The 15,030-nt window shown below is 46.6% G+C and carries 10 protein-coding genes; 8 read left to right on the top strand and 2 right to left on the bottom strand.

Annotation, left to right across the window (positions count from 1 at the left end):
• Positions 1–125: 125 nt before the first annotated feature.
• A complete protein-coding gene (locus tag PTW35_RS25220) occupies positions 126–1,850 on the bottom strand; it encodes a transporter (RefSeq protein ID WP_281027973.1) in 1,725 nt (574 codons plus the stop codon).
• 170 nt (positions 1,851–2,020) lie between these two features.
• Positions 2,021–2,995, bottom strand: coding sequence for a hypothetical protein (locus PTW35_RS25215; RefSeq protein WP_281027972.1), 975 nt, complete (start codon positions 2,993–2,995; stop codon positions 2,021–2,023).
• Positions 2,996–3,500: 505 nt separating this feature from the next.
• On the opposite strand from PTW35_RS25215, the gene ugpC reads away from it, so the two are divergent.
• The 8 genes from ugpC (at position 3,501) to PTW35_RS25175 (ending at position 14,893) form a co-directional block, all read left to right on the top strand.
• Complete coding sequence (gene ugpC / locus PTW35_RS25210; RefSeq protein ID WP_281027971.1) at positions 3,501–4,619, top strand: sn-glycerol-3-phosphate ABC transporter ATP-binding protein UgpC; 1,119 nt, start codon at positions 3,501–3,503, stop codon at positions 4,617–4,619.
• 34 nt (positions 4,620–4,653) lie between these two features.
• A complete protein-coding gene (locus PTW35_RS25205; protein WP_281027970.1) occupies positions 4,654–8,040 on the top strand; it encodes a cellobiose phosphorylase in 3,387 nt (1,128 codons plus the stop codon).
• 172 nt (positions 8,041–8,212) lie between these two features.
• Positions 8,213–9,196, top strand: coding sequence for a LacI family DNA-binding transcriptional regulator (locus PTW35_RS25200; RefSeq protein WP_281027969.1), 984 nt, complete (start codon positions 8,213–8,215; stop codon positions 9,194–9,196).
• A 12-nt stretch (positions 9,197–9,208) separates the two neighbouring features.
• Positions 9,209–10,450, top strand: coding sequence for an extracellular solute-binding protein (locus tag PTW35_RS25195; protein ID WP_281027968.1), 1,242 nt, complete (start codon positions 9,209–9,211; stop codon positions 10,448–10,450).
• Between the two features lie 51 nt (positions 10,451–10,501).
• Positions 10,502–11,383, top strand: a complete 882-nt coding sequence (locus tag PTW35_RS25190) for a sugar ABC transporter permease (RefSeq protein ID WP_281027967.1) — start codon at positions 10,502–10,504, stop codon at positions 11,381–11,383.
• Positions 11,380–12,201, top strand: coding sequence for a carbohydrate ABC transporter permease (locus tag PTW35_RS25185; RefSeq protein WP_222549399.1), 822 nt, complete (start codon positions 11,380–11,382; stop codon positions 12,199–12,201). The genes PTW35_RS25190 and PTW35_RS25185 overlap by 4 nt, the downstream gene beginning before the upstream one ends.
• Positions 12,201–12,734 carry a hypothetical protein gene (locus PTW35_RS25180; protein WP_281027966.1) on the top strand — a complete coding sequence of 178 codons (534 nt, stop codon included), beginning with the start codon at positions 12,201–12,203 and terminating at the stop codon, positions 12,732–12,734. The genes PTW35_RS25185 and PTW35_RS25180 overlap by 1 nt, the downstream gene beginning before the upstream one ends.
• Entirely contained in the window at positions 12,734–14,893 is a 2,160-nt protein-coding gene (locus PTW35_RS25175; protein WP_281027965.1) for a glycoside hydrolase family 3 N-terminal domain-containing protein, read from the top strand. The genes PTW35_RS25180 and PTW35_RS25175 overlap by 1 nt, the downstream gene beginning before the upstream one ends.
• Positions 14,894–15,030: the final 137 nt, after the last annotated feature.

Here is a 15,030-nt window from a genome sequence, read left to right as displayed (position 1 = left end):
TATTGTTTTCCACACAAAGTTAAGCATTTATTGCCAACAAGTACGAGCCATCCCATCAGCCTCGCCTTTGGGGATGGCTCGTTGGCTTTGTGTGCAGTGGTCAATGAGTCTTAGTTGCTGCTCGGTTAGAGAGCCATTGCCTGCCTATGTAACCGACTGGATTTATACGCCAGTCCAGAGCCGCACAGTAGAATGAATCCACCAATTCCGAGGAATATTGCGGCATCACGCCATGTATCGGCTGAAATAGCAATCAAGCTAACCAGTATCCCCAGTAGCGCCAAGGCACGCCCCATGAAGATCCCGTTGGTATGATCAATCGGGCTCTGCTCCTCTTGGCTCATTGGCATGGCGAGCAGCTGGCGAATATCTTGCGTATTACGTTCGGCTCGGGACAGCCAAGGTGTCAGCATGAAGAAACCACCAGTGAAAATGAGATGTGCGATGAAAGTGGCGGCAATCTTAAAATCGACATGCTCTCGCGCAGTCAATGTATAGTCGAACAAGGCGGCTACCCACTCGACCTTGAAGCCGAAATGCATGAACAGGGAAACTGCCAAACCGACCAAAATCGTTGCCCATCCCGACCAGCCCGGGGTGCGCAGGTTAAGCAGGGCCAAGAAGGATGGGATCGACAGTGGCATCTGAATCATGGCGGTGAATAGCATCATGATGTCGAACAGGCTGTAGCCTTCCAGCCGAGCAAAGAAAAGGGCAACGGCACAGGCCATGACGCCCGTCAGCAGGGTGGCCATTTTGCCAATCAGCATTTGTTGCCTGTCTGTTCCTTGGGGATTAACCAGTGAGAGGTAAATATTGTTTACCACGATACCAGCATTGCGGTTGAGTGCCGTGGTCATTGGGGAAACGGTAGCAGCCAGCATAGCCACCATCACCAGACCTAGCAGGCCGTTTGGCATATAGTGGTCGATGTAATACAGATAGGCGGCATTATCCGCGCTGGCACCCAGGTTCGGGTAACTGTCGACCAGATTGATATCCAATGAAGCGACAAACCACGGTGGTGAAAACCATAGTAGAGGCGCAAACAAGAAAAGTACTCCGGCCAAGGTTGCTGCTCGAGTGGCTTCTTTTTCGTTGCGGGTGATCAAGAACCGATAGCTGCTCAGCGCATTGTTGGTATTGAGGGTTTGGCTAAAGAGCACAGCACCTATCCACAGAACAAAAATCTGCCAGATGGCAATATCTTCGCCCATGATGGTATGGGATAGAGAGTCGACAGGGAGTACCAAGACTTCTTTTGCGGCGGTGAAACCGACAACCAGTGTGATGGCGATGAGTAGAACCAACTGAATCACATTGGTGGCAGAAACGGTCCAAACACCACCGGAGACAGCAATGAAGGTGACCAGTAAACTGATCCCAACGATAGTAACGTCAATGCTGATGCCAAAGGTCGCCGATAAAAAGGCCCCAAGCCCGTTAAGCCAAATGCCGGCTCCGATAAGGGTGATAGGAAAGCTCAGCCAGGTAAAGGTTTGCTCGGAAGATTTATCGAACCTCAATTTGATCACATCCATGGCGGTGGCAACTCGCAAACGGCGATAGCGTTTGGCAAAGTATAGCGCCGAGATGAAAAAACCTAGGGCATTCCCCCAGAACACAAACATGATACTCAGCCCATCGGCATAGGCTTTCGCGGCAGCACCGGTAAAGGTCCAGGCAGAAAACTGGGTCATGAAAGCTGTTGCGCCAGCCATCCACCAAGTCATGGCACTGCCACCCTTGATGAATCCTTCCGCGCTAGTGGCCTGATGCCGAAAAGCTTGTGTCACTTTGATGATAAAAACAAAGTATAGGGCGATCATGGCCCAGTCTAGATATGTCACGCCAATACCTGCCAGCAGAATGAAGGTTATAGATTGAAATTGTATTTCATTTTTACTGGTTGGCCAATTCAATTATTGTTTCATGCTTTTGCTGGCAAGGTGCCAAATAGCAAAAGCCCTACTCAGGTGTGTAGGGCTTAAGGATTGCTAATTACAAGGAAAGAAAGTAATTAAAACTTCCAGACTAGGCCGACTTTGGAGAAGAAGATATCCTGATCAGCCGCATTGCCTTTGCTGGTTTCTAGCATCTTGTACTGAATATCAGCCAACACCGAGAAGGTGTCATTAATAGGCAGTTCAGTATATAGCGCGTAGATGTCATAGTCGTGGCGCTGGTTGCCGCCATTGCCTTCTACCCAGCCATTTTCATAACGAAGCTCAAGGTAGTTGCCGTTATCAAAATTGAATTGCACCAGCGGTTTAACCGCAAATTCACGGTATGCCCAATCATTGTTTACATCGACATAGAGCACCTTGGCACCAAGGTTAACCTTGTCGTTCATCTTATAGAGGTACAGCGGTTCAGATTCGATAAATGAGCCATTATCCCCATGGCTATCTTCGTAACCCATTTCCAAGTTCACATGGAGGAAGTGCTGGCCAAGGTCAAAATCTAGGCCTGGCTTGATCATGTACTTGTCGTAATTCCAGCCACTGCCATTACCAATTACTTTTTCGTACGACATAAAGACGTTACCACGGATAGTATCGGTAATTGGGAAGAAGAACGCCGGAATAATCTCAGAGTAGTTCGCTTGGCCTGTTGATTTTCCATCATTGTAGAAATGGATCTCTTTCAGCACATAACCCATGCTGAAATAGTCCGTCACCTTAGTGAAACCATCAGCATAGATGAAGTGCAGGTATTCCATATCACCGCCACCCTTGAAGTCGATATTTTCATATTCAATACCGGTAAGGGCACGGGTGCGTTTAGGAAAATGACGGTTTTCGACGCGCTCGATTTGAGCGTCATCAGTAAAACTTTCTGATAAATAACGACTTTCTTGGCTTTCTTGTTCGTCGACTGCTGCAATCAGCAACGGCTCATAAAGCTCAGGCTCTGTCTGTTGGGTACCGTCGGCAAAAGCCACTGCCGAGAAGAGTGCCATTGGGTATATCAAAGATTTGTTCATTCTGTTCATGTGCTAACCGCTTCTTGTATATTTAGAATTGACTGTTGAAACGTTTCGGTAGGAATGATTGATATATTTCATCAATATTTCAAATGGCACTTTGGGGAAATGTGAACTGGCTCTTAGTTTATTTTTTGAACTTGGCTGGTGTTTTGGTTTTAAATTACTGATTTTAATGTGTTTATTTTGTATTCAGTAAGGGTTAAGCAAAAAATACATGTTGCGACAAAGCAGATTTTTTCTCGTTTTCGTTCAGTAGGTTACCTGCAGTCGAAATACAAAAGATCCATTTAAACAGTGACTTAGTGGATAAGGTGAATTGGTTGAAATACGCTAAAATTACATTTAAGTCATTGGTAAGAAACAAGAAAGTATTATTGGTGGGCTGAATGGTAGTGGTGCTCTATCGACGAGATCTTAGTCACGAAACTGTAATTTTCAGTTTGTTACGCATTGACCCAGTCGAAATAAACGATATCTTAGTTGAAACGTTTCTACAGGGGTGGAGCAGATAATGGCGAGAGTCAAACTGCAAGAAATCAATAAAGTTTACGAAAACGGCTTCCATGCACTACACGATATCAATCTTGATATTGATGACGGTGAGTTCATGGTGCTGGTTGGTCCTTCCGGTTGTGCTAAATCAACCATGTTGCGTATGGTCGCCGGATTGGAAAGTGTTTCCGATGGTGAGCTGTCTATTGGCAATACCGTTTGTAACGATCTTGCGCCTAAGGACCGTGGTATTGCGATGGTATTCCAAAACTACGCACTATACCCACACATGACAGCTTATGAAAACATGGCATTTGGCCTTGAAACGGCGAAAAAACCGAAAGAAGAAATTGAAAAAAGGGTTCAAGAAGCGGCTGAGTTGCTAGAAATCACTGAGTTGCTCTCTCGTAAGCCAAAGCAGATGTCGGGTGGGCAGCGTCAGCGTGTAGCTCTGGGTCGTGCCATGGTTCGTAAGCCAGATGTCTTTCTGTTTGATGAGCCGTTATCAAACTTGGATGCAAAGCTACGTGTTTCTATGCGTATGCGAATTAGCAAGCTGCACCAACAGCTCAAGTCGGCTGGTAACCCAGCAACCATGATTTATGTTACTCATGATCAGGTTGAGGCAATGACCATGGGGGACAGGGTTTGCATCATGAACAAAGGCCACCTGATGCAGGTTGATACACCAATGGAAGTGTACAACAACCCGAAAAACAAATTCGTCGCTGAATTTATTGGTTCTCCATCCATGAACATGCTGTTTGGCCAGCTTCAAAAGCGCGATGACAGTTTGGTTTTCCATATCGGCAGCAGCGACTTTGTCCTTCCAGGTGACAAGCAGACCCAGGCTGCATTGTGGGAAGACCGCCATGTCTTCTTGGGGATTCGCCCTGAGCACCTTGAACTCGCCGAAGACGGCGAAACCAACACATTGGCGGCAACCATTACCGCGGTTGAAGAACTGGGCTCCGAGAAATTTATTCATACCCACGTTTATGGCCATGATGTGATTTGCAAACTCATGAACAATGAAAAGCAGCTAAAGGCTGGCGACACCTGCTTGTTGCGTCTGAATATGGACAAATGCCATCTGTTTGATGAGTCCACAGAATTTAATATTTTTTACAACAAGTAATTGTTGATTAAGCTATTTGGGAGAGTTAACCGCAATGTTGTATAGCGTATCAAACCAGAGACACCGAATTGAAAACAGTCATCTGGCTCTTGAATTCAATGCCAACAATACCCTTCATACTATTCGTGCCGGTAGCGTGATGGTGACACAGTTTGAAACGCCGGCCACTGAAAAGGCGATTTCAAATATCTTTCTGCGGGTCAAAGGTGATGACGGATATAGCGTTACACCTATTTTGTTTTTCAACAATGATATTGAAACATTCAAGTTTGAAGATGGCCGTATCGGCTGGAAAACAACAACCGGCGAGTGGGTAGCAACGGTTATTGCTTCTGTTTCACCAACCAGCCCGCAATATTTCTATACGGTAAATGTTGAAGCTAAAGGTGAAGCGTCACTGACTTACGATTTGGTCTATGGTCAGGATGTAGCGTTGGCTGACGAAGGTGCGGTCAAAACCAACGAAGCCTACTGCTGTCAGTACCTGGATCATGAAGTATTCAATACCGATGATGCTGGCTATGTGATGTGTAGCCGCCAAAACCTGCCGCAAAGTACAGGCAATCCATTGATTCAAATTGGCTCATTCAGCCCTGTTGTTGCTTACAGCACAGATGGTTACCAGTTCTTCGGTGCTGAGTACAAAGTCAATGAACAACTGTCCGTACTGCAGAAGCCACAGCTGGCCAATGAGAAATACCAGTATGAAATGGGCTACATTGCCCTGCAGACTGCGGAAGTTACCCTTGCGAAAGGACAAAGCGAAAGTACGGTATTTTACGGTGTTTACCAAGGCAATTGCCCAAATGCCAACGTCAAGCAGCCTTTGGCGCTAGACACAGTTAAGCAAGCTTACGTGGTAACTGATTTCGCAGGTGCCGAACTTGTTGCCCTGGATAATGTAGAGCAATTCAACTCTGGTGTGATCACTGGTGAGCCGCTATCAACAGCAGAGCTAGAGCACTTTTTCTGTGCCCCAAATGCGCGTCGCTTCAATGATGAGAAAGATGGTGAATTGCTTTCTTTCTTCTACGGTGAAAACCATTACGTTACTCTGCAAGAGAAAGAGAAGTACCTTGAGCGTGCCACGGGCCATGTTGTGGCATCGGGCAACAACCACGATTGCAACCAGCCAATCATGAGCTCAACGCACCATATTTTTGGTGTGTTCAACTCTCAGCTAACTCTTGGTAATACCTCATTCAACAAGCTGTTGGGTGTTAACCGTAATTCGTTGAACCAGTTCAAGCACAGTGGCCAGCGTATCTGGGTTAAAGAGGACGATCGCTTCAACGTGCTGGCAATGCCATCTGCCTATGAAGTCGGCTTGAACTTCTCACGCTGGATCTATAAATACCAGGCTGGCTATATTGTTGTGACTTCATTTAGCAGCGCAGCATCCCCAGCAATCCAATTGAACATCACCACAGAAAACTTGGCACAACCTCTAGAAGTGATCGTTTCTCATCAGTTGGTGTTTGGTAATAACGAAAATACTGGCAAAGTGAATGTTGCCCATAGTGAAAAAGGCTTTGTGGTCAAAGGTGATGATGAGCTGATTGCCGCGAAAAGCCCTGAGCTGCAGTTTACCATTACTCCTAGTGCCGAACTGGCAGAAGCGGAACTGATCACCGATGAAGAAACCGGCTCTGTTCAATACCTATTGCTAAAAGGTAAGGTTGAACAATCTGCACAAATTAGCTTTGGTGGTGTATTCAACGGTGCTGACACCCAAGGTGATGTACTGGACTTTGCAGCTGAAACAGCCAATTACCAAGACAACCAAAACGCCTTGGTCAATGATTTTGCGATCAAGTTTAGCCACAACGAAGAGAGCGGCCAGAAACTGAATGATGTGATGCAGTGGTTCTCGCACAATGCGCTGGTTCACTACAGCACACCACATGGCCTGGAGCAGTACTCGGGTGCCGCATGGGGTACTCGCGATGTCTCACAAGGACCATTCGAGTTCTTCATGGCTATGCATGAGTACACCAAGGTTGAAGATCTGCTGAAGACTATCTACAGCCACCAGTACCAAGAAACAGGTACTTGGCCTCAGTGGTTCATGTTCGACAACTATGCCACTATCCAGCAGGAAGAAGCCCACGGCGATATCGTGGTATGGCCTCTGAAAGCACTGGCGGACTACATTACTGCAACGGGCAATGTTGAAATTCTTGAAACCCAACTGCCGTTTACCAGTATTGATAAGCAATTTGGCTTTACCGATGAAACCTTCACTCTGTTCCAGCATGTTCAGCGCCAGGTGAAACACATTGTCGACAACCTTGTTCCTGGTACTTTCCTGTCCTGCTATGGCGATGGTGACTGGGATGACACCCTTCAGCCGGCCAATCAGTCTTTGCGCGAAAATATGGTGAGTGGCTGGACCACCCCATTGACTTTGCAAGCAATGAAGACAATGACAACGGCGTTGTCTGGCAATACCCAGTACGCTGAGTTCGTCGGCCAATTGATTGAGCTGACAGAGAACATGGAGCGTGACTACCATGCTTACCTGATCAAAGACGAAACCATCGCAGGCTTTATCCACTTTGCCCGCGACGAGCAGGGCGACGTCGAAGAGATCGAGTACTTGCTGCATCCAGCCGACAAGAAAACAGGTATCAAGCACCGCCTGCTGCCGGCAAGCCGATCTATCATTTCTGAAACCTTCTCGCCAGAAATGGCTGAGTCGCACCTAGCCATGATCGAAGAGAAGCTGGTATACCCAGATGGTGTACGTCTGATGGACAAGATGGCCGAGTACAAAGCTGGCCAGCAGACTTACTTCAAGCGTGCCGAGCTTGCCGCTAACCTAGGTCGTGAAGTGGGCCTGCAGTACTGCCACGCACACATTCGCTTTATCGAAGCGCTTTGTAAGATGGGCCGTGCCAAGTCTGTGTTCGAAAACCTGTTCAAGATCGTACCTATGGGTATTGAGTCTTCAGTACCGAATGCGGCACTGCGTCAGTCTAACGCTTACTTCTCTAGCTCGGATGCCCGTTTCAATGATCGTTACCAGGCATATGGTGCCATGGATAAAGTGATGAACGGCGAAGTCGAGGTGAAAGGTGGGTGGCGTATTTACTCTAGCGGCCCTGGTATCTACATCAACCAGGTTATCGCTAGCGTATTGGGTATTCGTTATGACCAGCAAGATTTGATCCTTGACCCGGTTATCGACCGTGACCAAGGTGAAGTATCGCTTGAGTTCCGTTTGTATGGCCGTCCGGTGAATATTGTCATTCAACCTTACCAGGGCGAGTACACACCGAAATCTATCGAACTGAATGGTGAAACGCTGCCATTTGAACTGGCATCAAACCGTTACCGTACTGGTGGTGCAGTTATCTCTAGTAAGCTATTGAAAGATAAGCTTCTAGAAACAAACAACACCTTGATTGTCACTTTGTAACAGCGATTTAGGCCTCGGCCTAGTGGTTGATTTCGACGAAATAAGCTGCGCGATGTCAAAAACTAGGCCGATCTTCGGGGTTCTTATTTAGCTTCTTGCCGTAAATTGATAGAATCGTTTCAACAGCGCTATCCACTGTTTGGATGGGAAATGATTGAAAGGAGATGAGAGAGTGAAAATAACGATTAAAGATGTGGCTAAAAAAGCCAATGTCTCTATATCGACTGTCTCTTATGCCATTAACGGCAGTGAACGGATCAGTGAAGAAACCCGAGATCGCGTGCTCAAGGTAGCAAACGAAATGAATTACGTTGCAAATAGCAACGCCAAGTTATTAAAACAAAAGAAAACCAAAGCCATAGGTCTGTTTTTCAACTCGTGGTTTGGTCCGGTATATAGTGAACTGGTCCGGGGTATTGAGCAAATTGTGCACCAGCAAGGGTATGACTTGGTGGCCTGTAGTTCTTACGGAGATGAGAACTCAACGGCATATAAATACCTGCGTGACAACATGGTCGATGGTGCGATTGTCCTGACTAACTCCCTTGATGATGAGTTCCTCAAGGCGACAGCCAGCAAAGATTTGCCGCTGGTGGTGTTAGACCGGGAAATATCTGCACCGCATATATACAATATTTTGATCGATAACTTTGGTGGCGCTTTTTCTGCAACGAAGGCACTAATTGCAGCCGGCTGTAAAGACGTACACTTTTTTGGTGGCCCGGAAGATGCCTATGACAATCAAAAAAGGCTTGAAGGTTATATCGCTGCATTAGGTTATTATAAAATTGGTTTTGACAGCAATTTATTAATTTCATCGGACTTTACTGAAAAGACAGCATATCAACAAATGAAAGATATGTTGGCATCGGGGAAAACACCTTCAGCAATATTTTCTGCCAATGATGAGATGGCTATTGGTATTATCCGAGCGGCTAATGAATACGGAATTAATATTCCGGAAGAGATGAAAGTCGTTGGCTTTGATAATATCCGCTTGGCGGAGTTGATTATGCCTGGGCTAACAACCGTCTCCCATCAAAAGCACGAAATGGGTCAAATCGCGGCAGAAACTCTGTTTGAAGCGATGAACGGTAAAGAGCCAGAAGATTTAAGAATGCTGCCAACTAAAATGATCACAAGGGATACCTTGTAAAAGGTTGTTTATATGAAAAAGTGGTTGTGTGGATTATTGATGCTACTTGGCAGCCAAGCTGTTGCCGCTACCCAATTGGAAATCATGACTCCAGTGGGAAATTACATGGATTTCATGCGACAAGAAGTCATCCCTGAATTCCAGAAACGGCATCCCGGGGTGCGTGTCGTGCTTACCAACGATGAAAACCTCGATACCCGGATTGCCGCGGGTGACTTGCCAGATGTTTATGCAGGGGTATTTGGTTACCAGCCAGCCCGATATGCCAAGATGGGGCGTTTGGTCTACTTTGACCAGTTTGAAGGCTATGATGAGTTGATTGAGCGCATCGACCCTTTGTTTTTGCGCAAAAACTATGGCCGAACCTATTACATCCCGTGGAACGCCACCACACAATTAATGATTTACAACAAAGAGCTGTTCCGTGAAGCTGGCCTTGACCCTGATCAGCCGCCACGCACTTGGGATGAGTTCTTGTTCGCAGCAGAGAAAATCAGCCAGTTGCCAGCAAGAGCTGATGGAAGCCCTGTTTACGGCACTGTTGCCTGGAATGAGGTACTGTCCACCGGTAGTTGGTACTGGAATATGCTGGCGCAGATGTACTACAACTTCAATGGCGGTGAGTACCAGCTGCTGAACCGTTTTGGTACTAACCCGGTGTTTGACCGACCTGAAGCGAACATGGCAGAGTTCTTGGCAACGATGAAGAAAGCCCAGCAGTTTGCTCCTATGACCATGGAGAAAAGCTTCTTCTCTCGGACTATCGGAATGTGGCCGCAATTTGGCTTTGGCTGGAAGGCTAACTTCCCTGAGGCAGCGGACAGGCCAATGATGATTGGCAAGGATATCGGTGTTGCACCTATTCCGACTCGGAACCTTGGTGATACTTCCTACTCAACACTTGATGGCCGTGCCTTGATGTTGTTCAAGAGTACAGAAGAGAAAGAGCTATTAGGTTGGGAATTTGTACAACTGCTGATGGAAGATGAGTTGAACCACAAAGCAAACGTGGCCCTTGCGCAATTACCGGTGTTGAAATCACTGAGTGACCGTGAATATTACCAGCAAGATGATGTCAAACCATTTGTTGAACAGCTGCAATATAGTTTGAGCAGTGAGCCGTTTGCCCAAGTTTCTGATGTAGCCAATATTATTCTGGATCAATATTCACAAGTTGTACTGAGAAAATCCATATCGCCTGAAGATGCTGTTATTGAAGCAGGGGAAAAAGCAAGAAAGGTGTTGAGAAAATAAATAACCATAATTCATTCTTTCTTTAATTATTATCTGAAATAAGGTTCTATTATGAAGCTGAAAAATGTCGGTGTGGGATATATATTTCTCGCACCTTGGATAGTGTACTTCCTTGTCTTTTTGCTTTACCCATTTTACCTTTCTTTTGAAAGTAGTTTTTTGGATGTGAATATCCTAACTCCGGAAAATACCCGTTTTGTTGGCTTCTATAACTGGGTAAGTGTGGTATCGGACCACTTATTCTGGAAGTCATTATTCAATGTGGTATTTAACCAGGTGATTTTCGTTTTATTGAGTTTCATCATGGGGTTGGGTCTGGCACTACTATTGAATGAAATTAAATGGTGCTCAAGCCTGTTCCGTACCATCATGTTTATTCCGGTGATCACCTCAATTACTGTTGCCATGATCATCTTTGAGTTTGTCTCAAGCCCAACAGGCCCGGTTCAGAATGTCATGGTCAATGCCAACATGTTGGCTGAGCCGGTGTTTTGGAAGTTTGAGCAGTGGCTGCCTATGCCTGTCATCGCCGTCTTTAGCGCATGGAAATGGTTTGGTGTGCAGATGATCATCTTCCTGGGCGGTATTGCCAGTATTGATAAATCCCTATTTGAAGCGGCTGACATTGATGGCGCTTCATGGTGGCGGAAGGTACGCAAAATCACCCTGCCGATGCTTAAACCTCAGATCATCTTTGTTATGACGATCAATATCATCAATGGTTTGCAGATGTTTATCGAGGTCTTCATGAACTTCGATCTAAGCGGCGGTCCTTACCAGTCAGCATTGACACCAGTGCTTTACCTCTACCAGACCGGTTTTGAGCAAATGAAGATGGGTGAGGCTTCAACGATTGGCCTGATGCTGGCACTCGTTATTTACCTGCTAACGATTATGCAATTGAAAATTACCAGCAAAGGAGCAGATGAATGAGCAGTAAAATGAAAAAGGATGCGTTGATTTACGGAGCACTTATCATCGCAAGCCTGCTAGTGATTTATCCGTTCTTTTATATGATTATGAACTCGTTCAAGACTGGGCCGGAGATTTTGCACTCGCCTAACTCTCTGCCAACGAGCCTATCATTCAGCGGTTATTTGAAAGTCTTCGAGACGGTAAATTTAGGGCGGGTATTCTTCAATACTATCTTTATTTCGGTGTCAGTGACGTTTCTCAATACGCTGTTCTCATCAATGGTTGCCTATGCCATTGTGAAAACAAATCTGCCTGGCCGTGAGTTCTGGTTAAAGCTGATTCTGGGTTCAATGATGATTCCGGCAATACTGTTTACCATTCCGACCTACATCATGATGTATGAGTGGAACTGGATTAACACTTACCGTGTATTGATCATTCCAGGTGCCATCAGTGCGTATAACATTTTCCTTCTGGTTCAGTTCATGAAGCAAATTGATAATGCGTACCTGGAAGCGGCGCGTATTGACGGCGCCGGTGAGTTCCGCATTTTCACCCGAATCGTCTTGCCTATGATGCGTCCGGCATTGGCTACAGTGGGGATCCTAACCTTCATGGGAGCGTGGAACGACTTTATGGGACCACTGCTTTATGTTCGGGATGATTCGCTGATGACACTGCAGCTGGCGCTCTACAACTTCAAGGCTGAAATACCGTCAACTAACTTGGAACAGCTGTGGGCAATGACCACCATGATTGCAATTCCTGTTGTGATTGTCTTCTTCTGCCTGCAGAAGAACTTCATTAAAGCCTTCACTGGGGTGGGAGTGAAATAATGAAAAAGACACTTTTAAAGCTATCTATATTGTCAGTTTTGATTTTAACGGCTTTTTCCGTTGCTTGGGTTAAGACCTATAACATGTCGTCCGACTATTTTGATTTCGCCGAGCAACAGAAAGCCGAAGGCAATTATATGATTGCCCTCAAAGGGATGAATAAACTCGAGTTGCGCCGTGATGAAGCCTATCTGGGTGGTTATCAGCAGGTGATTGAAACGTGGGAGAATGCCTTGTTGGGGCCAAAACCAGCGTTTTACTTTGAGGCCAAACAACTGGCACCCCAAATGCTGCCAGAGCTAACCAACGAAGAGCTGCTGCTGTTTATTGAAATCTACGTCGAGCTGGATATGCGTTATGTCCCAGAAGCGGCCCTAGAGCTTCTGAGCCGTGCAGAGCAGCAAGGTGAGATGGAGCTGGCGCTCGAGATGCAGGAGTTCCTGGAAGAAGCCTTCCCGCGTTTTTACAAAGATGCACTCAATAGCCAATCGGTTGAAGTAGTTACACGTTCTGCAAACAAGGAAACACCTTAATGCACCCATATCAGAATGCTTCTCTTACTGTTCAGGAGCGTGTAGCGGATCTCTTGCCGCGTATGACCTTGGCCGAGAAAATCGGCCAGCTATGCCAGTCACCGATGCTTGATTACGATGACAACCGTGAGCGTTACCTTGATAAGGTTCGCCATGGTCTTTGGGGCTCGCGGATCCTTGCTGATACGGCTTGGGCTGGCAATGCGCCGGGTGAATCGGTAAACCCAGAACAAATCAATGAAATCCAGCGCGCGGCTGTTGAGCAGAGCCGGCTGGGGATCCCGGTCATTTTTGCCAGGGATGTTATTTATGGGCAGGCGACGGTGTTGCCTATCCCTTTGGCCCAGGCGGCCTCTTGGAACCCAGAATTGGTAGAAAGTGCCTATCAGGCGGTATCGAGCGAAGCAGCTTCGCTAGGTATTAACTGGACTTTTGCCCCTATGCTCGACATTGTCCGTGATCCTCGCTGGGGGCGGATTATTGAGAGTAGTGGCGAAGACCCATATTTATCTTCTTGTTTTGCCCAAGCTGTTGTTAAGGGCTTCCAGGGAGACGATCCAAGCAAGCCTGGGCGACTTTTGGCATGTGCAAAGCATTTTATCGGCTATGGAGCCGCCGAGGGCGGGCGTGATTACGACACGACCGAGATCTCCGACAATACACTTCACAATGTATATCTGCCTCCTTTTGCTGCCGCGGTTAAGGCCGGTGTGGCAACCTTGATGTCGGGCTTTAATGATTTGGGCGGAACACCAACGACATCTGCCCAGGCGCTTATTAAGGGTTGGCTGAAGCAGGAGCAAGCTTTTGATGGCATGGTGGTCAGTGACTGGGGATCGATTGCTGATTTGGCTTACTTCGGTGTCGTGGCCGATGGCCAAGGTGCGGCGAAGAAAGCGCTGGAAACAGGCATCGATATGGCAATGACCCACGAGGCATATGAGGATCATCTTGCCAAGGTTATTGCCGATTATCCGGAGTGCACTGAGCAGCTAGACGAAGCGGTTTCTCGCGTTTTGACCGCTAAATTTCGTGCTGGTTTATTCGAGCACCCTTATGTCGACCCATGTATTCATAGCCAGATCCTGCGCCATCCAGAGCATGTCAATAAGGCATTGGCGTTGGCTGAGCAGAGTATGGTCTTGCTCAAAAATAAAGAGGGTGTTTTGCCGCTGCTGGCGTCTGACAAGCTCAAAGTGGCGGTTATTGGCCCTCACGCAGACTCAAAACGCCAACACCTTGGTTCTTGGTGCCTTGATGGCGATGCTGAAGATGTCACCAGCATTGTTGAAGGGATCCGCCAGGTAGCCCCTGAGGCAGAAGTGCTGACAGAATCTGCGGCATTCAGTGACGAGATGGTAGAGTGTGCTCACCGTGCCGATGTGGTGGTATTGTGTATTGGCGAAAGTCACCGCCGTACCGGTGAAGCGCGCAATATTGCTGAGTTGACACTGCCTGCCGGTCAGGAAGAGCTTATCCAAGCGATTGGCAACACTGGCAAGCCCTTGGTCGTTGTTCAATGTACTGGTCGCCCGGTACCATCTGCAGCCGTAGAGCAATACGCTGATGCTTTGTTGTATGCATGGCAGTCGGGCACAGAGACAGGCACTGCGGTTGCACGGATCTTATTTGGTGAGGTTTCACCAAGCGGGAAGCTGCCAATGACAGTGCCACGCTCAACCGGCCAGATCCCGATGTATTACGGCCGTAAGCAAATTGGCAAGAAGCGTGATTTCCTTGATTACATGCCATACAAAGACTTGAGTGAATCTCCGCTCTACCCGTTTGGTTTTGGCTTGAGCTACAGCCAGTTTGAATATGGGCAACCTGCTGTTGAGCAAGCTGCCGTGTCAGCAGAGAGTGAACAAAAGGTCAGCGTTGTTATTACCAATACAGGTGATGTTGCAGCTGCAGAAACAGTCCAGTGCTATATCCATCGCCGAGTAGGGAGTACAACTCGCCCGCTCAAAGAGCTTAAAGGGTTCAGTAAAGTATTCCTAGAGCCAGGAGAGAGCAAAAAAATTGAATTTACGTTGACCCCGGAGCAATTAGCATTTTACGGGGCGAGAAACCAATTTGAAAATGAAAAGGGTGTTATAGATATATATATTGGTAGTAATTCAGAAACAATATTGTCGACTTCATTTGAAGTTATGTAATATCAAGATTTAAATCTGTGCAATGATAAAAAGCCATCCCGGTGGCTTTTTTATTTTAAATATAAATCTTATATTTCTCCTGGTTAAAAGTAATAAAGTACATATAGTTAAATATAATTTACAAAGAGATTATTTTT

Origin of the sequence: Photobacterium sp. DA100 (genome assembly GCF_029223585.1) — a bacterium.
GTDB lineage: Bacteria > Pseudomonadota > Gammaproteobacteria > Enterobacterales > Vibrionaceae > Photobacterium.
This window is presented reverse-complemented; position numbering and strand designations above follow the sequence as displayed.